The sequence below is a fragment of the Acidobacteriota bacterium genome, assembly GCA_030949985.1.
Taxonomy (GTDB): Bacteria; Acidobacteriota; Polarisedimenticolia; order J045; family J045; genus JALTMS01.
The window spans coordinates 1-19,836 of record JAUZRX010000063.1; the positions used below are offsets into that span (position 1 = coordinate 1).

The following is a 19,836-nucleotide window of genomic DNA, read 5'->3' on the forward strand; positions in this document are numbered from 1 at the left end:
GAAAGTGTCGAGGTCCGCATCGGGACAGTTCGACGCGCAATCCGGATCGTCGCCGTCGATCAAACTGTCACAGTCATCGTCTATGTTGTTGTCGCAGATTTCCGTCGCGCCGGGATGCACGTTGGCATTGGTGTCGTCGCAATCTCCCGCGCACTCCGACGTGCCGTCGCCGTCGTCGTCCGTCTCGTCCGCCGGAACCGTCGGCCAGTTCGGGTCGTCGCAGTCGTTGTTCACCCCGTCGCACACCTGGGCCGCACCGGGGTACACCGTGCCGTCACCGTCGTCGCAGTCTCCCGCGCACTCGGCCGTACCGTCGCCGTCGTCGTCCGTCTCGTCCGCCGGCACTGTCGGCCAGTTCGGGTCGTCGCAGTCATTGTTCACCCCGTCGCACACCTGGGCCGCACCGGGGTACACCGTGCCGTCACCGTCGTCGCAGTCTCCCGCGCACTCGGCCGGACCGTCGCCGTCGTCGTCCGTCTCGTCCGCCGGAACCGCCGGCCAGTTCGGGTCGTCGCAGTCGTTGTTCTTCCCATCGCAGAGCTGGAACGCGCCGGGATAGATGTCGGCGTCGGCATCGTCGCAATCCTGGCAGGCGCTGACCCCGTCGTTGTCGCCGTCCTGGTCGCTACCCGGCAGATAGCCACTTCCCGATGAGAGGCTGCTCGCCCCTAGTCCGCCCCAGACGATCATCTTGCGACCGGTCCAGCAAGCTCCATGAAGATGTCGGGCCGCAGGCGCCCCCACCAGGGTCGTCGCCGCCCAGGAATCGCTGACCGGATCGTAGCGACCGCCGCTGCGGTAGCTACCATTGCCGATGCCGCCCCAGACGATCATCTCCGTGCCCGTCCACACCGCCGTATGAGAGTAGCGGGCAGCAGGCGCCCCGACCGCGGCCAGGGGCGTCCATCCGTCGGCGGCCGGATCGTAGCGACCGCCATCCCCCTTCTGCCCCGAGCCATACCCGCCCCAGACGATCATCTCCGTACCCGTCCACACCGCCGTGTGGTAGTAGCGGGCGGAGGGCGCGGCGCCGGAGGCCATCGAGCGCCAGCTGTCGGTCTGCGGATCGTAGCGCCGGCCGTCCTTGAGGGGGTCGGCGGTGTGACCGCCCCAGACGATCATTTCCGTACCCGTCCACACCGCCGTGTGATCGAGCCTGAAAACGGGGGCCCCGCTGACATCCGTAGGCTGCCACGTGTCGGCCACGGGATCGTAGCGGGCGCCGGTGTTGGTGCCGATCCCGGTATCCTGCCCGCCCCAGACGATCATCTCCGTACCCGTCCACACCGCTGTATGCCCCCAGCGCGCCGTGGGCGCTCCCAGGCCGGCAACCGGTTTCCAGGAATCGCTACCCGGGTCGTAACGTGCCCCATCCCCGATGTGATCGTTGTCGTTGAGACGACCGCCCCAGACGATCATCTCCGTGCCCGTCCACACCGCCGTGTGATCCTTGCGCGGGCTCGGCTGCCCCAGGCCGCTCAAACTCCGCCAGGAGTCGGTGGCCGGTTCATAGGCCTTGCCATCGCCCAGTTCCACATCGTCGATCCCCCCCCAGACGATGGTCTCCGCACCGGTCCACACCGTGGTATGCCGGTACCGCCGACCGGGCAGATCTCCCCGGGAGATCGGCTGCCATTGATCGGCGCCGGGATCATAGCGCCCCCCCGTATCTTCGTAACGAGTGCCGCTCTTGCCGCCCCAAACCAACAGCTCGGACCCCGACCAAACCGCGGCGTGACGCCGTCGGGGCGAAGGCGCATCGACCAGGCTCATCGGTGTCCACGCGTCGCCGACAGGATCGTAGGAAGCTCCCTCGTCGGTGCCAGCACCATTGGAGTTGATCTCGCCGCCCCAGATCAGCATCCGCGAACCGGTCCATACTGCGGTGTGATACCTCCTGGCCGTGGGGGCCCCGGAACCGACTCCCGCAGTGGGCTGCCAGGCATCGAGGAGGGGATCGTAGCGGCCGCCGGTGGCCAGGTAGCTGGCGCCGGAATGCCCTCCCCAGACCACCATTTCGCTGCCGGTCCACACCGCGCTGTGCCCGTTGCGGCCACTGGGCGCGCTGATTCCCGACAGGGGCCGCCAGGCACCCGCCTGGGGATCGTAGGCCGCTCCCGTATTCAGGTAGCTCCCCAGGTGGTAACCACCCCAGACGATCATCTCCGTGCCCGTCCACACCGCCGTATGGTCTTTCCGGGCCGAAGGCGCTCCGCCCAGCGCCACGGGAGACCAGGCATCGGCGACCGGGTCATAGCGTCCCCCGCTGCGCACGTCCTCGAAGCTGTCGTCCTCGCCACCCCAGACGATCATCTCCGTACCCGTCCATACCGCCGTATGGCGGAAGCGGGCCGTCGGTGCGTTGAGCCCGGAGATCGGCGACCACGTGTCCGCGGTAGGGTCGTAGGCCGCTCCATCTCCCAGGGGTTCGCCGGCGCTGCCGCCCCAGATCAGCATCCTGGTCCCGGTCCACACGGCCGCGTGCCAGGAACGGGGACTCGGCGCTCCGGAGGTCGCCAGGGCGCTCCACCCGTCGACCACCGGATCGTAGCGACCCCCGTCGCCGAAGGGGCCGCCGGCGCTGCCGCCCCAGACGATCATCTCGCTGCCGGTCCACACCGCGGTCGCCCCTTCCCGGGGGTCGGGCAGGTCATCCAGGCTGTCGGGTTCCCAGCTCTCGGTGCAGGGCGCATCGTTGCCCGCCGCTGCGGGAGAGGCCGGGCCGCCAAAGGTCGCCGAGGTGGCCAGCAAGTCGGCCGGGGCCGGCTGATAGCCGCCCTCCACCCGGGCCCACCAGTGCGCGAAACTCTCCCGGGCAACGGCGAAATGGGCGACGCGCATCTCCCCGCAGCCACCTTCCTGAAGGGGAATCTCGACGACGAAGGCGCTGCGTCCGGTGCTCAGTCGCGGCGCGGCGGCCCAGCGTCGCCTGAGCGCCCGCCACTCGGCCTCGCTTTCCACCGCGATGGAGAACGGCGCCGTCACCGGGTCCGGCGAGCAGGTCGGCGGAAAGTAGACCCGCTCCGAACGCAGGGGATGTTCCGCGGCGGGGTCGAGGGTCCCGGCCCGCAGGGCGGCAGCCAGGGCCTCGGCCCGGGCCCGCTCGGGCCCCTCCATCCGCGAGGCCTGGTCCCAGTAGCCGCGCAGCCGGCGTTCGACGACCAGGGGCCGCGCCAGGGCCTCGGCAATTGCCACCGGGTCGTTCCCCAGAACCTCCCGCAGGGCGGCAAGACGCCGGGGGGCCCGGGTGTGAGCCTCGATGCGGCGCATTTCCGCCGCGAGATCCGAGGCCCGCAGGGGGCGACCGCCGAGTTCCGCCAGCGCGCCTTCCATCCTGCGCAGGCGATCGAGACGCCGCGACAGATCCGCCGCCGAAGGGGGCGGCGCGCCGCGCCAGGCCGCACGCAGAGCCTCGACCTGCCCCATCCACTGGGCCCGAAGCGCAGCGGGATCGGCGGCCTGCCCCCAGGCCGCCGCCAGGCAGAACAAAACCAGCCCGCCGGCGAACAGGCGCCGCAAGCTAAGCCCCCCCCCATCGCCCCCAGTGAGGATGCGGTTCATAGGTGAAGAAACTCCCGGCCCAGGGCGACCCAAGGCAATCCCGATTCGCAGCGGAGGTAATATACGGTCTAAGCCGCTTCGGGCATTAAAGTTTCCCACCCTCTCCCGAGGCCCGGGCGAACGGCTTTCGTACTTGCCCGCAGGGGTCCGCCCCCTGCCCGGCCTCACCCTGCCCCCCCGGGGGCCACCCCTTGCGTGGGCGCCGATCCCTCGCAAGACTGTGAGCCCTCATCCCCTCGAAAGGAAGAGCCCATGATGGATTTCAAGCCCCCCAAGCGCCTGGCGACCCTGGCCGCCCTAGGCTTGCTCCTCGTGATGGAGGTCTGGACGATGCCCCCCACCCTCGCTGAAACCGAGACCGACCGCTGGAACCTCACCGACCTCTATCCCGACCAGGAAGCCTGGCAGCAGGCGCGAGAGGCCCTGGAAGGCAAGGTCGCGTCCCTTGCGCCGCTGCAGGGCACGCTCGGAGAGGACGCCTCGCAGCTCAAGCAGGCCCTCGACATCCTGTTCGACATCAACAAGGAAGGCGGGCGCCTGTGGTCCTACGCCAGCATGCTCAGCGACCAGGACACCCGGGAAAGCGGCCCCCAGGGCATGAAGCAGCAGCTTCAGACCCAGTTCGCGACCATCGCCGCCAAGACGGCGTGGATCGACCCGGAGATCCTCGAGATCCCGCGGGACAAGATCGCGGCGTTCCTCGCGGCAGAACCCGGACTGGGGATCTATCGCCGCTATCTCGAACGCCTCGAAAAGCGCCGGGCCCACACCCTGGACAAGAAGTCCGAGGAGCTGCTGGGGATGGCGTCGATGCTCACCGGAGACGGCAACACCATCGGCAGCATCCTGCGCAACGCTGAAATCCCCTGGAAAACGATCACCCTGGCCGATGGCAGCGAACTGAAGGTCGACGTCGCGGGCTACAGCCGGGGACGCGCTTCGACCAACCGGCTCGACCGCATCAAGACCTTCGATGCCTTCTTCTCCCAGCTCAAGGCCTTCGAACAGACGCTGGCCACGACCCTCGCCGCGACGGTCAAGGCCCACGTCTTCAACGCCCGGGTCAGGCACTATGACAGCACCCTCGACGCCGCCCTGCTGAGTGACGAGATCGACCCGGCGGTCTACGGCATGCTCGTCGAGGAGATCAACAACTCCCTGCCGGCCCTGCACCGCTACCTGCGCTTGCGCGCGCGCATGCTCGGCGTTTCGGACCTGGGTTACCACGACCTCTACCCCTCCCTGGTGGGAGAGCTGGACAAGGACTACTCCTGGGAAACGACCCAAAAGGCGGTTTTCGAAGCCTTCAAGCCCCTGGGCCGGGAATATCTCGAGGGCTTGCAGCGGGCGATCGACGGCCGATGGATCGATGTCTACCCCCGTACGGGCAAGCGCTCGGGGGCCTACGTCAACGGCTCGGCCTACGACGTGCACCCCTACATGCTGCTCAACCACCAGGACGATTACGAGAGCGCGTCGACCTTTGCCCACGAATCGGGCCACCTGATGCACTCGATGTTCTCCAATGCCGCCCAACCTTTCCCCGACGCGGATTACGAAACCTTCGTCGCGGAGGTCGCCTCGACGACCAACGAGTGGCTCTTCTTCCGCTACAACCTGGCCAATGCCAAGGATGACCACGAACGACTGGCGATCCTCGGCAAGTTCCTCGAGTCGATCCGCACGACGGTCTTCCGCCAGACCATGTTCGCCGAGTTCGAGCTGGAGATGCACCGCATGGGTGAGCAGGGCGAGCCGATCACCGCCGCCAGCCTCGACGAACTCTACCTCCGCCTCCTGCGCAAGTACCATGGCGATGCGGAAGGGGTCTGCCACATCGACCCGATCTACGCCGTCGAGTGGGCCTTCATCCCCCACTTCCACTACGACTACTACGTCTACACCTACGCCACCAGCTTCATCGCGGGGACGGCCTTCGTGGACCAGATCCTCAGCGGTGAGGAGGGGGCCAACCGCTACATGGACAAGCTGCTGCGGGCCGGCTCCTCCAAGCCGCCGGTGGAGATCCTCAAGGACGCCGGGGTCGACATGACGACACCCGCGCCGATCCGCACCACGATCCGCCGCATGAACGAGGTGATGGACCAGATGGAAGAAATCCTCGACCGGATGAACGACTAGTCCGCGTGATTCCAGGGCGGCGGGCTCCCTCGAAAGCGCTCGGACGGCCCTCCGGCTGCTTCTGAGCGGGGGCTCGCATGCCCATCTCCCCGTTTTGACCTGCCGGAAACCTCGAGAGGTGCTACGGTTCCTTTCAAAAATCTTACCGGAGAGACCATGAACCAGGGCAGCCCCCCTACTCACCAGGCGCAGGAAAAACTGACACTCGGGGAGGTCGTCCAGAGAGCCTTCCGGGAATTGGGGGAGACCTTCGTCGCCTTCGCCAAGGCACCCAAGGCGCTGTGGGGCGTCAATGTTCCCTACGTCCTCGAGGGCCTGGTCTACTTCGGTATCCTGACCATCCTGGGCAAGTACTGCTCGGAGAACGTCCAGCTCTCCGACATCCATGCCGGCTGGGTCTACACCGGGTTGACCGGCGGCATCACCCTGGCCATGCTCTTCCTCGGGGGGATGAGCGACAGGATCGGTGTCCGTCGCGCCCTGATCCTCGCCTTCATCGCTTTCACCGTGGGCCGCGGACTGCTGGCGATCTCGGGCACCTTCGATCTCGGGCACGGCGTATTCTCGCCGATGTTTTTCGTCATGAGCGCCGGCTTGCTCATCACGCTCCTGGCCTATGGCCTCTATCAGCCCGCGGCCTATGCCGGGGTCAAGCGCTACACGACGCCGAAGACCGCCGCGATGGGCTATTCGGTGATCTACGGCCTGATGAACCTCGGCGCCTTTTTCTCGGGCTTCGTTTCTCCGAAAGTGCGGCACCACTTCGAGGACGTCTTTCCCCCCAACGGCCTGACAGCCGTCTTGTGGACCTACACCCTGCTCTGCGCCGCGGCCCTGTTGATCACGCTGCTGATCCTGACCAGGAAGACCGACCGCCTGGCCGTCGAACGCCTGGCCCAGGAAGCCGCGGAAGCCGAAGCCGAAAAGGAGGGAGGCGAGACGCCTCCCCCGGTGGAGGATTCACCCCAGCCGCCCCCGATCAACCACTGGCCCCTGGTCGGCTGGCTCTCCCTCACCGGGGTCTTCGTGCTGCTCGCGCTGCTGACCCACGGCGGAGTGGTCGACGCCTGGCTCAGCCTGCCCCTCGGCTCCTGGACCATTCGCCTCCCCTGGCCGTGGCTGGCAAGTGTCGTTTTCGGGGTGGCGGCCGTGATCGAATTCCTCCGCGTGCGGCCGGACCACCCTTTCCGCGACGCCCGCTTCACGTTCTTCATCTTCATCCTGATCCCCGTCCAGACCCTCTTCGCCCACAACTGGCTGACCCTGCCCTACTACCTGGACCGGGCTTTCCGCGGCTCGATGGTCAGCGACTACTTCGAGTTCTTCTCGAACATCAACCCGATCTTGATCTTCGTCCTCGCCCCCATCGTCGCCGGACTGACCAGCCGCGCCAACGTCTACACCATGATGATCGCCGGTACCCTGGTGATGGCCGCCCCGACCTTCCTGCTGGCGCTGGGGCCGATGGTGTTCCCCTTTCTGCTCTATGTCCTGCTGATGTCCATCGGTGAGGCCATGTGGCAACCCCGCTTCCTGCAGTGGATCGCCGAGATCGCCCCCCCGGACAAAACCGGGCTCTACATGGGTATCGGTCAGTTCCCCTGGTTCCTCACCAAGTTCGGCACGGGGCTCTACTCGGGTTACTTCGTGGAAAAGTTCATTCCGCGCCCGGAAACCGGACTCCCGATGAACACGGGCCTGATGTGGTTGATCTACGCCGGCATCGCCATGATCAGCCCGGTGGCCCTGATCCTGGCCCGCAACTGGATGGCCAAGGGCATGCGGGAAAAGCACGGGGCCTGATGAGGCCCCGGAGTCCGGCTTTGCTCACGAATTTGGGGTGGGCGATGGGATTTGAACCCACGACATCCTGATCCACAGTCAGGGACTCTACCGCTGAGCTACGCCCACCATGTCGCACTACCCCGGGGAAACCGGCGGCCAGTGGCGCGCCTGAAGGGATTCGAACCCCTGACCCGCTGCTTAGAAGGCAGCTGCTCTATCCGACTGAGCTACAGGCGCGCAGCCAAAAGCTGCCCGAATCCCTTTCCGGCCGCAGCGCCGCGGCCGGGCCGGCAATCCCCTCGGCCCGCGTACCCTAGCCCGGAGCCCCGAACGGCGCAAGCTCCAAAGGCCCAAGTGGCGCGGCTGGCAGGAATCGAACCTGCGACACCCAGTTCCGGAGACTGGTGCTCTATCCCCTGAGCTACAGCCGCGCGAGCCGATGGGCAACAACCGGGCGATGATACCCACCCCCGATGATTAGGCAAGCAGGTCCTACCAGTGGCGCCTGCGGCCCCTTCCGGCCAACAGGCCGATGAGCACCCCCGCCAGGGCCACCCCGCCACCCCACAGCAGCCAGCGCAGGGCCGCCCCACGCCGCAGAATCAGCACCTCGCCGTGGAGCGCGTCGAGTTCCGTCTCGAGCGCCTCGGCATGCTGCTCGGCACCGGCGCCCTCGCTCTTCAAAGTTGCCAGCTCGTGGGCGAGTCGCTGGTTCTCCGCTTCGAGTTCGGCCACCCGGGACTCGAGGGCCGGCAGCCGCTCCCGGGCGGCGGGTTCCCGCATCAGGTAGCGGGAGAGCATCCAGCCTTCCTCGCCCCCCGCGGTGCGCACCCTGGTGTAGCCGGTCTCCGGGTCCCGCTCGAGAATCTGCACGGCGGCGCCGGAACCGAGCACCTTGACGATGGCGTACTGGGCTCCCTTGCCGGTACGCAGGGTGACCGAGAGCTGGTCGGTCACCCAGCCGGTGGCGGCGGCCCGAGCCGGCGGCGCCGTCAACAGGGCGGAAGCCAGCAGGAAGACTCCCAGGAGCAGGACGGAAGTTCCTTTCACGCTGCCTCCCGCCCCCCCAAACCGGAAACGTCCGGAGGGAAATTGTGGTCGGGGCGGCCCGATTTGAACGGGCGACCACCTGCTCCCAAAGCAGGCGCGCTACCAGGCTGCGCTACGCCCCGACGAGCGGGCGGAAACCCGGCAAGGCCCCGCCTCCAGAATTCCGGAATGCTAGCAGGGCCCCCACACCGCTGCCAGATCAGTGGTCGCGACGATTCCAGTCGAAGGGAATCTCGTTCACCTCCGGATCCCAGCGCTCTTCGTCGGGATCCCTGGGATCGAAGGCCTGGTCCGAGTAGACCACCACCAGGGCCTCCATCCCGCCGACGGCCTTGAGCCCGAACCAGACGCCGGGAGGCACGCGCACCCGCAGGGGCCCGTGGAGGCCCAGGAAGAACTCGTTGAGTTCACCGTTGGTGGGAGAGTCCTCGCGATCATCGCAAAGCCCCAGCCGCACCATGCCCGCCACGCAGGTGATCACGTCGGTGCTGCGCCGGTGCCGATGCCAGGCCTTGACCACCCCCGGGTAGAGCGTGGTCAGGTGCACTTGCCCGAAAGCCGGCAGTCCCTCGTCCCGCCGGAAGAGGGGCACCACACGCCCTCTCTCGTCAGGCTTGACTTCCAGGCGGTCGACTACCACACCCTCGATCATCGGGCCTCCCTCGCCGACCCACGCCCGGGCCGGGGGCTCACCCTAACCTCTCCTCCCACCGGCGATCAACACGCACGGGCGACGGGGTGTACACTCCGCGGGCCTTTTTCGCGCGCGGCAGGTAGTGGCCGCGCCGCGCCGGCCATCGGAGACGGGAAGAACATGGATATCGGTTTGTGTGGCCTGCCGCGCAGCGGCAAGACGACGCTCTGGAAGATTCTCACCGGCCAGGAGGTCCCCCCCGGCGCCCGCCCGGAGACCCGGCGCGGAGTGACCCGGGTCCCCGACCCGCGCCTCGATCGCCTCGCGGCTCTCTTCAAGCCCCGCAAGACCACTCCGGCCACGGTGACCTACGTCGACCTGGCGCCCATGGAAAAGGGCTCCGGCCGGGCCGACAACCCGATCCTGGGAGAGTTGAGAAAGTCCGAGGCCCTGCTGGTCGTCCTCCGGGCCTGGGACGATCCGGCAGACCCTCATCCGGAAGGGAGTATCGACCCCTCCCGCGATCTCGACTCCCTCGAGACCGAGTTCCTGCTCGCCGACATGGACGTGGCCCAGCGCCGTCTCGAGCGCCTGGAAGGCATCATCGCCAAGGCCAACCGCGAGGAGGACCGGAGGGAAAAAGAGCTGCTGAGCCGGGTGCTGGCGATCCTGGAAGAGGAGCGCCCCCTGCGGGAAACCGCCTTCAGCCCCGAAGAACTCAAGACCCTGCGAGGTTACGCCTTTCTCAGCGCCCGCCCGCTGCTGGTGGCGGTCAACCTCCCCGAGGACCGCACCAGCGAGCTGGGTGCCGGTCCGGAGGCCTTCGGCCTCGAGCGCCTCGCCGGCCGTCCAGGATGTGACTTCGTCGCCCTGTCGGCCCGCATCGAGGAGGAAATCGCCGCCCTCGACGAAGAGGACGCCCGCGCCTTCCGGGAGGATCTCGGCATCACCGAGCCGGCCCTCGACCGGCTGATCCGCGCCAGTTACCGGCTGCTCGGCCTGATCTCCTTCTTCACCGTGGGCGAGGACGAATGCCGAGCCTGGACCATCCGCCAGGGCACCCTGGCCCGGTCGGCGGCCGGGGCGATCCACACCGACCTCGAGAAGGGCTTCATCCGCGCTGAGACGCTCAACTGGGAGGAGTTGCTCGAAGCCGGCTCTCTGGCGGCGGCCCGGGAGCGGGGGGTGCTGCGGCTGGAAGGCAAGGACTACCAGGTCCAGGACGGCGATGTCATGCACATCCGCCACTCTTCGTAGCGGCGACGAGAGCATCGACCACGATCCCCGCTTCCCCGTCGAGGAGGGTCCGGGGATCGATCACCACCCGGCCATCCTCGATCCGGGCCACCACCGGCGGATCGTGCCGCCGCAGGCCGGCGAGCAGTCGCGTCTCGCTCACACCCCCGACGCCCACCCCGACCAGCCAGGTGGGCAGGCCGGCTCCTGGCGCCGAACCGCCACCGACGCACGAAGTGCCCCGGACCACCTGGATCTCCGCCGCCGGCAGCCGCCGTCGCAGGCGACGGGCCAGGGCGTCCGCCCGGCGGCGGAGGGCCCCGGCGTCGACACTGAGCATGCGGGCCGTGGGAATCGCCGTCTCGGGCAGGCCGGACATCCACTCCCGGAGGGTGGCGGTCAACGCCGCAAGGGTCATCTTGTCGGGCCGCAGGGCCCGGGCCAGCGGATTGCGGGCGCAGGCCGCCACGATCTCGCGACGACCGACCAGAATCCCCGCCTGGGGCCCCCCGAGCATCTTGTCGCCGGAAAAGCAGACCAGGTCCACGCCCTGCTCGAGGAGTCGCTCCACCGAGGGGTCGCCCGCGGGAGCCGCGCAGCGCTCCAGGAGGCGGCCGCAACCCTGGTCCGCCACCACCGGCACACCGGCTTCCCCGGCCAGCGCCACCAGCTCGGGAACATGGACCTCCCGGGTGAAGCCGACGACCTCGTAGTTGCTCGGCCAGACCTTGAGAATCATCGCGGTCTGCGGGCCCAGCACCCGGCGGTAGTCCTCCGGGTGAGTGCGGTTGGTGGTACCAACCTCCACCAACGTCGCCCCCGACCGCTCGAGGATTTCGGGGATGCGGAACGATCCGCCGATTTCGATCAGCTCACCCCGGGAAATGGGCACTTCCCGTCCCAGGGCCAGGGTGTTGAGAGCCAGCAACACCGCGGCGGCGTTGTTGTTGACCACCAGCGCATCGAAACCCGGAAAGAGCCTCTCCAGCCAGCGGGCCGGATGACTGCCTCGCCGCCCCCTCCGCCCCTTTTCGAGGTCGTACTCGAGATCGCAGTAGTGGGCGGCGACCCGGGCGACGGCGCGAACCGCGGAAGCCGACAGGGGAGCGCGCCCCAGGTTGGTGTGCAGCACCACGCCGGTGGCATTGACCACGGCTCTCGGCCGGTCGACCTCCAGTTCGGCCAGGCGTTCGAGGACCCCCGCCACGATCGCGTCGGACGACGCGGAATCGCTCCGGCCCGTTGCGATCCGCTCCCGGCAGGCTCGCACCTGTTCGCGGAGCAGCGAGACCACCAGGCCGCGCTGCCAGCGCTTGAGCGCGGGCGCCAGGGCCTCGGCGGCCAGCAGCCGATCGATGGCGGGGACTTTTTGCCGTGGGTCCATGCTCGAGCGATCTCCTGGAGACGGGGCGCCCGCAACGGTCGGGCGGCGGCTCCATTGTCGTGGCCCCCGTCTTCCCTCACAAGGGCACCGCTGGCCTGCGAGTCCCCGGAGCACCATCTTGGAGGTAAGGCGCCCACCCCGAGCGCGCCGGGGAACTCGATGGCCGATACCCTCTTCACGCCCACGGAAGTGACCGCCGACCTGACGGCGCTCGAAAAACTGCTCCGGCGCGTTGCCATCGAGTGGGAGATGTTCATCAACCAGTCGGTCCCATGGCCGCCCCATCAGCGGCAGGCGGAGATCGAGGCGATCATCCGCCACTACCTCAAGACCCCGCCACGACGCACGGCCGACCGTTTCCGCTTCAACACCCTGGTCCACCGCTACCGCACGAGTTGCGAACTCTGGGCGCGACGAGTCCGCCGCAGGGAGGCTTCCGGCCAGGGCCCGCGACAGCGCGGCAGAAGGGGCCGGGGCGCGGAACAGGAACCGACCCGGGCCCGGGTGCTCCACCAGGTGCGGACACGCGAAGGCAAGACCAGCGGGGACCAGATGCGGGACCTCTACCGCGCTTTCCGGGATGCCCGGCGGGCCCGGGGTCAGGCGGTTTCCCGCCTGGCCTACCGGGACTTCGTCCGGCGCATCGACAAGAATCTTCAGCAGGCTCGACGCCGGGTCGGGGGGCGCGACCTGGAGTTGCGGGTCGACGAGGTCGGTGGCAAGGTGAGAATCACGGTACGCCCGGCCCGCGACGAGTCCTGACGCCCCGATCGCCCGGCGTGGCCCGAGGGAGGTTCGATGCGCCGCTTCTCGATGACGGTTCTGGTCCTATGCACGGCGGTGATGCTCGTCGCGCCCCTGGCGGAAGCCAGCCGCAGCGGCAAGAAGAAAAAGAAGTCCCGGCGCGCCAGGGCCGAACAGACCATGACCTTCGAGAGCGAGTTGCTGGCCCAGGTGCCCGCGGTGGCCGCAGCACTGGCCTACCTCGAGGACAACCCGGACGCGCCCGCCGCCTGGCAGGCCCTCGGCGAGGCCCTGACCGAATTCGGAGCCTATCCGGACGCCGCGACCGCGTTCGAGCGCGGCCTGGAACTCGATCCCCGGAACGCAGCGCTGTGGGTCGACCTGGGCGCGGCCCAGATCCGCGCCGAGAATCACCGCAAGGGGCTCAAGGCCCTCTCCCGCGCCCTGAAAATCGAGCCCTTCCTGGCCCTGGCCCACTACAACTCGGGCGTTGCCTACAGGGCGCTGGGACGCTGGGAAGAGGCGATGGACGCCTTCGAAAAGGCCCTGCTGCTCAATCCGGACCTGGGCGATCCCACCAAGAACCCGGGAGCGATCAACACCCCGGAGATGGGCCTGGTCAAGCTGCGGGTGTTCATGAAGACCTCGGGCGCGGCGCCCGCCCTTTTGACCGGCCAGGACCCGAAACGCTCGAAGAAGTAGCCCCGGCCCCGGGGCCTCACTCTTCCCGGCGGGCCAGGCCGAACTCCAGCAGATCCAGCAGGGCCTCGAGTTGAGGGCTGCCTTCCCGCTGGTAGGCCTCCTGCATCTCCACGTGTCGCACCAGTGCCTGGATCGCCGTGCTGGCGACCCTGGGGTCGGGCAGAACCCGCACACAGCCCTGTTCGACGCCCTTGGCGAGAACCTGCTCGAAAAGAGTCAACTCCTGGCCGTGAAACGGTCGCACTTCCGACGAGACGATCATCTTGATCTCTTCGAGCACGTCCTCGGAAACGCCCATCTCCTGCCGGCGGCGCCGGAGGACGGCGATCTTGGCCCGGATCGCGGCCCGAAGAGCCCTGCAGGCATCCGCTTCGCCATGGGCCGCCGCCGTCATCTGCTCGATGATGAAGGCCTCTTCCTGGGAGACGACGGCATCGAACATCTCCTTCTTGCCGCCGGGAACATGGTAGTACAGCGCCCCCTTGACGACTCCCAGTTCCTCGGCGATAGCAGCAAGGGAGGTCTGACGATAACCGGCGCGCGCGAAGTGCTTGCGCGCGGTCTCCAGGATCTGCTCTCTCGTCACTTTCATCGCTGGCATCCCCTGTCGAAGGGCCCTCTCGCCTGTGCTCCGGAATTCAGCCTATTCTACCCAAGCCGGACCCCCGGCGGGCAGGGCCCCGTCCATCAGGCTCGGGAAAGATCGTCGAGGACTGCAGCGAGCAGCCTCCAGAATTTCTGCACCGAGGAGATCTGCACGCGCTCGCCGGGGGCGTGCGCACCTTTGATCTCGGGTCCGAAAGAGATCATGTCCATCCCCGGAACCCGTTCACCGATCAGCCCGCACTCGAGGCCGGCATGAATCGCCGTGACCTCCGGCGTAGAGCCGAAGAGCCGGGCGGAGGCCTCGCGGGTGACCTTCAGCACGGGGGAGTCCAGGTTCGGCTTCCAGCCCGGGTAACCGCCGTGCTCATGGACCTCGGCACCGGCCAGGGCGCCGACGGCCCGCAAGCCGGCCAGCACCTCGGCGAGCGCCGGAGCGTTCGAAGAGCGCGAACAGGAAACCGTCCGGACCGTCTCGCCGTCGGTGGTCACGACGCCGAGATTCGTCGACGTCTCCACCAGGCCCGGGATGTCCTGGCTCATGGCCACCACACCGCTGGGCGTGGCCAGCAGCAGGTCGATCAGGCGCCGGCTGAAGTCGGCGGAGAATGCCGGCGCAGCGGAGGCCGGTGTCAGGTCGACGGTCAAACCATCGTCCAGGCCCCGGTACTGTTCGCGCAGGTCGGCGCCCACCTCGTCCACCGCCTTCCGGACGACGCCCTCCGCCGCGGCATCCACGAGCACCACGGCCTCGGACTCCCGGGGGATCGCGTTGCGCTTGCTCCCGCCGCCGATCGCCACCACCCGCAGGGTGGTCTCGGCGGAGGCGCGGCCGAGCACGCGGGCCAGGGCGCGGATCGAGTTGAGCCGGTTGCGGTTGATGTCCAGGCCGGAGTGCCCGCCCTTGAGCCCCGCCACGCGGATCTGCCAGGCCGTCGCCGCGCCCGGATCCTCCCGGCTGCCGCTGAGAGCCATTTTCGTGTCGCAGCCCCCCGCGCAACCGGCGAAGAGAACGCCGTCTTCCTCGGAGTCCAGGTTGAGCATGATCCGGGCCCGCAGGATGGAAGGATCGAGCCCGATCGCCCCGGTCATGCCCGTCTCTTCATCGATGGTCATCAGCAGGTCGAGGGGCCCGTGAAGCACTTCCGGATCTTCGGCGGCGGCCATGCCCGCGGCCACACCGATGCCGTTGTCGGCCCCGAGCGTGGTGCCCACCGCGCGGATCCAGTCGCCGTCACGCTCCACCTGGAGCCGGCCGACCTCCGCGTCGTTGGGGCTGTCCGAGTCCCGCTCGCAGACCATGTCGAGATGGCCCTGGATGGCGACGGCGGGGGCGGACTCGCGGCCGGGAGAAGCCGGCACGTGGACACAGAGATTGCCCGTGGCATCGCGCTTGACTTCGAAGCCATGCTCGGCCGCCCAGGCCTCCACGTAGGCCGCCATCTTCTCTTCTTTGCCGGAGGGACGCGCGATGCGGGTCATCGCGGCGAAGTGCTTCCATACTCGCGCAGGCTCGAGTCCCGCGAACGGATCGGCGCTCATCTTCCACTCTCCATGAAGTACACGTCTCGTTCACCACGCAGCCGGCGGGCTCGAGCGTGAACCGAGATTCTACCCTGCTCCCGCCCCCGGCGCCGTCCCCGCCGATGGCACGCGGGGCGCCGGCAAGAGATGCGGAGGCGGGGCGTAAGGGGGCGTAAGATAACGCGGAGCTGGACGTACGCGTTCACCCGGGCGGAGCGCCCGGCCGAGGAGATCCCGATGTCACGTACTCTCTTGGTGGTCCTGGTCGTCCTGGCCCTGTTCCTGCTCCTGGGCCTGGGCCTGGCCGGCTTTGCAGCCTCCGGTTACAACCGCTTCGTCGCCCTCGACGAGCAGGTCAGCGCAGCCTGGAGCCAGGTGGAAACCAGCTACCAGCGGCGAATGGACCTGATTCCCAACCTGGTTCAGACGGTCAAGGGCGTCGCCGGCTTCGAAAAGGAGGCCTATACGGCGGTGGCCGAGGCCCGCGCCCGGGCCGGCCAGGTCACCCTCTCACCCCAGTTGCTCTCCGATCCCGGAGCCTTCGCCAAGTTCCAGCAGGCCCAGGGCGAGCTGAGTTCGGCCCTCTCCCGGCTGCTGGTCACCGTCGAGCGCTACCCGCAGTTGAAGGCCAACGAGAACTTCCGCGACCTGCAGACCCAGCTCGAAGGCACGGAGAACCGCATCGCCGTGGCCCGCAAGCGCTACAACGACACCGTCAAGGCCTACAACACCGCCGTCCGCCGTTTCCCCGGCAGGCTGCTCGCCGCCCTCTTCGGCTTCCAGAGCCGGCCCTATTTCGAAGCCGACCAGGGAGCCGAAAACGCCCCGAAAGTAGAGTTCTGATGCGTCTTTCCCCGGCTGCCGGCAGGCTCGCGCTCGCCCTGGTCGCGTGGGGCCTGGCCGCCGCTCCGGGCTGGGCCTTGACGATCCCCCAGGCCCCACCCCGCTTCGTCCACGACGGGGCGGGCCTGCTGGCGTCCTCGGCCCGGCAGGCCCTCGAAGAGCGGCTGATGACGCTGCACCGGGAAAAGGGGCTCCAGATCGGCGTGGCCATCCTGCCCTCCCTCGAAGGCGAATCCCTCGAAGAAGCCACCCTGGCCATCGCCGAAGCCTGGCAGCCGGGGTTTCGCGGAAGGGACGACGGCCTGCTGATCGCCATCTTTCTCGACGACCGGAAGGTGAGAATCGAGGTGGGCTACGGCCTCGAGGGTGCGGTGACGGACCTGCTGGCCGGCAGGATCATCCGGGAACGCATCGCCCCCGCCTTCCGGGAGAAGGACTACGGCGGAGGCCTGCTCCAGGCAGTCGATGCACTGGCGGCGGCCGCAGCCGGCGAGACCATCCCGCCGCCGCGCCGACCGCGCAGCCGTGGTAGTGGGCGCACATCGATCGTGCAGCTCGTCGCCCTGCTGATCATCGCCCTGGCGACCCTCCTCTCGCGCTTTTCCCGGCGGCGACGGGGCCTGGGCGCCCGGGGCAGCGACCTGCCCTTCTGGCTCTGGCTGCTTCTCTGGGGAGGACGAGGCGGCGGGGGAGGCTTCGGCGGTGGGGGCGGCGGCTTCTCCGGCGGCGGGGGAGCGTCTTTCGGCGGCGGCTCTTTCGGGGGCGGCGGCGCCTCGGGAGGTTGGTAGACCATGAAAACCGGTTTTGCGGACTCCCGGCGCCGGACCTTCCTCGGCCGCCTCCTGCTGGCGCTCTCCCTGCTTCTCGTCGTCTCGAGCGCCTGGCGCCTGCTGCGTGCCACCTGGCTCGCCCCGACCGACGGCTGGATCGCGGGAGGGGCGGCCGACGCCCTGTTGCTGGGTAGCGCCGGCCTGACCCTGGGCCTGCTGGGCCTGTGGCTGCTCCGTTCGGCCCTCACCGCCGGCCGCTCCACCCCGGCCACCTTCCTCACACCCGAGGAAGAAAGGCGGGTGCTCGAAGCCATCGCGAGCTTCGAGTCCCGGACTTCGGGCGAGATCCGCGTGCACCTCGAAGACCGTGTCACCGGCGACCTGCTCGAGCAGGCCCGACGCACCTTCGAGGAGATCGGCATGACCCGCACCGCCGAACGCAACGGGGTGCTGATCTTCGTCGCCGTCGCTTCCCGCCGGTTCGCGATACTCGGAGACGAGGGCATCGACGACCGGGTGGAGGAAGGCTTCTGGGACAGCTGCGTCGAGCGGATTCGGCGGCGCTTTGCGGAAGGCCGCTTCGCCGACGGCCTGGTGGAGGGCATCGAGCTCGCCGGCGCGGCCCTCGCCGAACATTTCCCGGTCCGGGAAGACGATGTCAACGAGCTTCCCGACGGGATTTCCCGCAGAACCGGGCATGCGTGAGCAGGGGGCCCCGGCCGGAGTTACAATCGCTGCTTCCGATTCGGCTTGCGCAGGAGGTTCCATGGCCCTGAAGGTCCCGCCCCCGGGCGTCGGTCCCGAGGCATACGCCCGCCGTCGCCGGCACGTGATGGACGCCATCGGCGACGGCGTGATGATTCTCGCCGCGGGCAAGGCTCCCACCTACTCCAACGACACCCACTACCGTTTCCGCCCCGACAGCAACTTCTTCTTCCTCACGGGCTTTCCCGAGGAAGAAGCCGTGGCCGTCCTGCGCCCCGGGGCGCCCTCGCCCTACACGCTCTTCGTCAGGCCTCGTAACGAGGAAGCCGAAATCTGGACCGGGCGCCGCTACGGGCCCGATGGCGCCGTCCGGGAATTCGGCGCCGACGCCGCATTCGAGGTGGGGGCTTTGGCCGAAAAGCTCCCCGACCTGCTCGACGGCGCCACCACCCTGTACTACCAGCCCTGGGCCCAGCGCTCCCTCGACCGGGTCGTGCGGCGCAGCCTCGAGGCCCTGCGCGGCAAGGAGCGCTTCGGCAGGATCGCCGCCGACACCCTGGTCCGGCCGGGCGCTCTGCTCGACGAGATGCGGCTGATCAAGGAACCGGCCGAGATCGAAGTCCTGGCCCAGGCCTGCCGGATCTCCGCCACCGGGCACCTGGCGGGCATGGCCGCCTGCCGGCCGGGCTGCATGGAGTTCGAGATCCAGGCGGCGATCGAGCACGCCTTCGTTCGCGAAGGAGCCAGCGGAGCCGGCTACCCGAGCATCGTGGGCGCCGGTGACAGCGGCTGCATCCTGCACTACATCGAGAACAACCGACAGGTGGCCGAAGCCGACCTCGTCCTGGTCGACGCGGGCGCCGAATTCGGCGGCTACACCGGTGACATCACGCGAACCTATCCCGCCTCCGGGCATTTCACCACCGCCCAGCGGCAGCTCTACGAGATCGTCCTCGACACGCTCGAACGGGGCATCGCCATGGCTCGCCCCGGAGAGACCATCGACGGTATCCACGAGGCCTCCCTCAGGCGGCTGAGCGAGGGGCTGCTGGATCTCGGCCTGCTGAGCGGAAGCCTCGACGAGGTGCTCGAAAAGGAAAGCTACAAACGCTACTACATGCACCGCACGTCCCACTGGCTCGGCATGGACGTCCATGACGTGGGCCGTTACAGGAAAGACGGTGCCTGCCGGCCTCTGACCCCGGGCATGGTCTTCACCATCGAACCGGGACTCTACATTCAACCGGCGGATCCGCAGGCCCCGGAAGAATTCCGGGGCCTGGCGGTGCGCATCGAAGACGACGTGCTGATCACCGACGATGGATGCCGGAACCTCACCCGCCAGGTGCCGGTGGACCCGGATGCGGTCGCGGCCCTGGTGGGCCAGCCCCGCCCTTGACCGGCTCTCCCCGCCTCCCGGATCTTCCCGCCAGGCCCTTCGATCCGCCGTGGGGCATGGCCGGCACGCTGCTGGGCCTGGGAGCCACCTTCTGCCTGGCCATCACGGTGGCCGTCACCCTGGAAGCCGCCCGAACCCTCGCCGGCGTCGATCCCGAAGCGCTCCCCAGCCTGCCCTGGCGCTACGCCCAGGTGCTGGGCTTCCAGCTCACCCTGGTGGCCGTCCCGCTCCTCTTCGTCCGCTTCACCGGCGCGACCCTGCAGACGCTGGGTCTCGGCCCCCTGCGCAGGCGCCACGCCGCCGAAGCCATCCCGGTCGGCTGCGGGCTGAGCCTGCTCACCATCGCCTATGGTTCGGCCCTGGCCCGCTGGGCTCCCGCCGCCTTCGCCGAAATGATCGAAGAGCAGCGGCTCCAGCTCGAATTTCTCGAGGCCCCATGGTTCGTGCTGCTCCCGGTCGCCCTGCTCTGCGCGCCCCTGGCCGAGGAGATCTTCTTCCGCGGCTTTCTTTTCGGAGGCCTGCGCAATCCCCTCGGATTCGCCCTCGCCTCGGGTCTGACCGCGGCGCTGTTCACGCTGGTGCACTGGATGAAATGGTCGACGCCGATCCTCTTCTTCATCGGCTTGTGCAGCGCGGCGCTGGCCCAGCGCCACCGCAGCCTCTGGCCGGCGATCTTCATGCACGTGGCCTTCAACGCCAGCGAGCTGCTGCTCGACACCCTGGGGGTCGGCTAGCCGCCCTCTGAAAAAGCCCC

The 19,836-nt window shown here is 68.5% G+C and carries 16 protein-coding genes and 4 tRNA genes; 10 read left to right on the plus strand and 10 right to left on the minus strand.

Features of this window, described 5'->3' with window-relative positions; translation table 11 throughout:
• Positions 1-3,561: MopE-related protein (locus tag Q9Q40_12750; protein ID MDQ7008093.1), on the minus strand; the 3,561-nt coding region annotated here is incomplete at its 3' end.
• 252 nt (positions 3,562-3,813) lie between these two features.
• Between Q9Q40_12750 and pepF the strand changes: the two genes are divergently transcribed.
• Together pepF and Q9Q40_12760 are read left to right on the plus strand one after the other, a co-directional pair.
• Positions 3,814-5,703, plus strand: a complete 1,890-nt coding sequence (gene pepF, locus Q9Q40_12755) for an oligoendopeptidase F (protein MDQ7008094.1) — start codon at positions 3,814-3,816, stop codon at positions 5,701-5,703.
• 156 nt (positions 5,704-5,859) lie between these two features.
• The gene (locus Q9Q40_12760) at positions 5,860-7,506 is read left to right on the plus strand and encodes an MFS transporter (GenBank protein ID MDQ7008095.1); all 1,647 of its coding nucleotides are present in this window, start codon (positions 5,860-5,862) and stop codon (positions 7,504-7,506) included.
• 33 nt (positions 7,507-7,539) lie between these two features.
• Here the strand turns inward: Q9Q40_12760 and Q9Q40_12765 are convergent.
• The 6 genes from Q9Q40_12765 to Q9Q40_12790 all read right to left on the minus strand — a co-directional run bounded on the left by Q9Q40_12765 (position 7,540) and on the right by Q9Q40_12790 (position 9,190).
• Positions 7,540-7,614, minus strand: a tRNA-His gene (locus Q9Q40_12765).
• Positions 7,615-7,648: 34 nt separating this feature from the next.
• Positions 7,649-7,725: transfer RNA gene (locus Q9Q40_12770), tRNA-Arg, on the minus strand.
• Positions 7,726-7,843: 118 nt separating this feature from the next.
• Positions 7,844-7,919 (minus strand) — tRNA-Arg (locus Q9Q40_12775).
• A 61-nt stretch (positions 7,920-7,980) separates the two neighbouring features.
• Entirely contained in the window at positions 7,981-8,538 is a 558-nt protein-coding gene (locus tag Q9Q40_12780; GenBank protein MDQ7008096.1) for a TIGR04211 family SH3 domain-containing protein, read from the minus strand.
• A 45-nt stretch (positions 8,539-8,583) separates the two neighbouring features.
• Positions 8,584-8,660 (minus strand) — tRNA-Pro (locus tag Q9Q40_12785).
• 77 nt (positions 8,661-8,737) lie between these two features.
• Positions 8,738-9,190: a dTDP-4-dehydrorhamnose 3,5-epimerase family protein gene (locus Q9Q40_12790; protein MDQ7008097.1), complete on the minus strand. Its 453-nt coding sequence runs from the start codon at positions 9,188-9,190 to the stop codon at positions 8,738-8,740.
• A 162-nt stretch (positions 9,191-9,352) separates the two neighbouring features.
• On the opposite strand from Q9Q40_12790, the gene ychF reads away from it, so the two are divergent.
• A complete protein-coding gene (gene ychF / locus Q9Q40_12795) occupies positions 9,353-10,429 on the plus strand; it encodes a redox-regulated ATPase YchF (protein ID MDQ7008098.1) in 1,077 nt (358 codons plus the stop codon).
• On the opposite strand, the gene selA is transcribed toward ychF, so the two are convergent.
• A complete protein-coding gene (gene selA / locus Q9Q40_12800) occupies positions 10,404-11,792 on the minus strand; it encodes an L-seryl-tRNA(Sec) selenium transferase (protein ID MDQ7008099.1) in 1,389 nt (462 codons plus the stop codon). The two genes, ychF and selA, sit on opposite strands and share 26 nt — an antisense overlap.
• Positions 11,793-11,951: 159 nt before the next feature.
• Here selA and Q9Q40_12805 point away from each other — a divergent pair, with 159 nt between their 5' ends.
• Both Q9Q40_12805 and Q9Q40_12810 read left to right on the plus strand, forming a co-directional pair.
• Positions 11,952-12,554, plus strand: coding sequence for an MXAN_5187 C-terminal domain-containing protein (locus tag Q9Q40_12805; GenBank protein ID MDQ7008100.1), 603 nt, complete (start codon positions 11,952-11,954; stop codon positions 12,552-12,554).
• 36 nt (positions 12,555-12,590) lie between these two features.
• Positions 12,591-13,238 (plus strand): tetratricopeptide repeat protein, encoded by a 648-nt coding sequence (locus Q9Q40_12810; protein ID MDQ7008101.1) that lies wholly within the window; start codon positions 12,591-12,593, stop codon positions 13,236-13,238.
• Between the two features lie 16 nt (positions 13,239-13,254).
• Here Q9Q40_12810 and Q9Q40_12815 read toward each other — a convergent pair whose 3' ends face one another.
• A complete protein-coding gene (locus Q9Q40_12815) occupies positions 13,255-13,830 on the minus strand; it encodes a TetR family transcriptional regulator (GenBank protein MDQ7008102.1) in 576 nt (191 codons plus the stop codon).
• 95 nt (positions 13,831-13,925) lie between these two features.
• The gene (locus Q9Q40_12820) at positions 13,926-15,383 is read right to left on the minus strand and encodes an aminoacyl-histidine dipeptidase (GenBank protein MDQ7008103.1); all 1,458 of its coding nucleotides are present in this window, start codon (positions 15,381-15,383) and stop codon (positions 13,926-13,928) included.
• Between the two features lie 219 nt (positions 15,384-15,602).
• On the opposite strand from Q9Q40_12820, the gene Q9Q40_12825 reads away from it, so the two are divergent.
• The 5 genes from Q9Q40_12825 to Q9Q40_12845 all read left to right on the plus strand — a co-directional run bounded on the left by Q9Q40_12825 (position 15,603) and on the right by Q9Q40_12845 (position 19,816).
• Positions 15,603-16,208, plus strand: coding sequence for a LemA family protein (locus Q9Q40_12825; protein ID MDQ7008104.1), 606 nt, complete (start codon positions 15,603-15,605; stop codon positions 16,206-16,208).
• Positions 16,208-16,996, plus strand: a complete 789-nt coding sequence (locus tag Q9Q40_12830) for a TPM domain-containing protein (GenBank protein ID MDQ7008105.1) — start codon at positions 16,208-16,210, stop codon at positions 16,994-16,996. The genes Q9Q40_12825 and Q9Q40_12830 overlap by 1 nt, the downstream gene beginning before the upstream one ends.
• A gap of 3 nt (positions 16,997-16,999) precedes the next feature.
• Positions 17,000-17,683 (plus strand): TPM domain-containing protein, encoded by a 684-nt coding sequence (locus Q9Q40_12835; GenBank protein MDQ7008106.1) that lies wholly within the window; start codon positions 17,000-17,002, stop codon positions 17,681-17,683.
• Positions 17,684-17,744: 61 nt separating this feature from the next.
• Complete coding sequence (locus tag Q9Q40_12840) at positions 17,745-19,082, plus strand: aminopeptidase P N-terminal domain-containing protein (GenBank protein ID MDQ7008107.1); 1,338 nt, start codon at positions 17,745-17,747, stop codon at positions 19,080-19,082.
• The gene (locus Q9Q40_12845) at positions 19,079-19,816 is read left to right on the plus strand and encodes a type II CAAX endopeptidase family protein (protein MDQ7008108.1); all 738 of its coding nucleotides are present in this window, start codon (positions 19,079-19,081) and stop codon (positions 19,814-19,816) included. Before Q9Q40_12840 ends, Q9Q40_12845 begins: the two co-directional genes overlap by 4 nt.
• The last annotated feature ends 20 nt before the right edge of the window (positions 19,817-19,836 follow it).

Excerpts from the sequence above, each read along its gene's own strand:
- ychF (MDQ7008098.1), top strand. The coding sequence starts at position 9,353 with ATGGATATCGGTTTGTGTGGCCTGCCGCGCAGCGGCAAGACGACGCTC.
- Q9Q40_12810 (MDQ7008101.1), top strand. The coding sequence starts at position 12,591 with ATGCGCCGCTTCTCGATGACGGTTCTGGTCCTATGCACGGCGGTGATG.
- Q9Q40_12825 (MDQ7008104.1), top strand. The coding sequence starts at position 15,603 with ATGTCACGTACTCTCTTGGTGGTCCTGGTCGTCCTGGCCCTGTTCCTG.
- pepF (MDQ7008094.1), top strand. The coding sequence starts at position 3,814 with ATGATGGATTTCAAGCCCCCCAAGCGCCTGGCGACCCTGGCCGCCCTA.
- Q9Q40_12820 (MDQ7008103.1), bottom strand. The coding sequence starts at position 15,383 with ATGAGCGCCGATCCGTTCGCGGGACTCGAGCCTGCGCGAGTATGGAAG.
- Q9Q40_12840 (MDQ7008107.1), top strand. The coding sequence starts at position 17,745 with ATGGCCCTGAAGGTCCCGCCCCCGGGCGTCGGTCCCGAGGCATACGCC.
- Q9Q40_12830 (MDQ7008105.1), top strand. The coding sequence starts at position 16,208 with ATGCGTCTTTCCCCGGCTGCCGGCAGGCTCGCGCTCGCCCTGGTCGCG.
- selA (MDQ7008099.1), bottom strand. The coding sequence starts at position 11,792 with ATGGACCCACGGCAAAAAGTCCCCGCCATCGATCGGCTGCTGGCCGCC.
- Q9Q40_12790 (MDQ7008097.1), bottom strand. The coding sequence starts at position 9,190 with ATGATCGAGGGTGTGGTAGTCGACCGCCTGGAAGTCAAGCCTGACGAG.
- Q9Q40_12835 (MDQ7008106.1), top strand. The coding sequence starts at position 17,000 with ATGAAAACCGGTTTTGCGGACTCCCGGCGCCGGACCTTCCTCGGCCGC.
- Q9Q40_12815 (MDQ7008102.1), bottom strand. The coding sequence starts at position 13,830 with ATGAAAGTGACGAGAGAGCAGATCCTGGAGACCGCGCGCAAGCACTTC.
- Q9Q40_12805 (MDQ7008100.1), top strand. The coding sequence starts at position 11,952 with ATGGCCGATACCCTCTTCACGCCCACGGAAGTGACCGCCGACCTGACG.
- Q9Q40_12760 (MDQ7008095.1), top strand. The coding sequence starts at position 5,860 with ATGAACCAGGGCAGCCCCCCTACTCACCAGGCGCAGGAAAAACTGACA.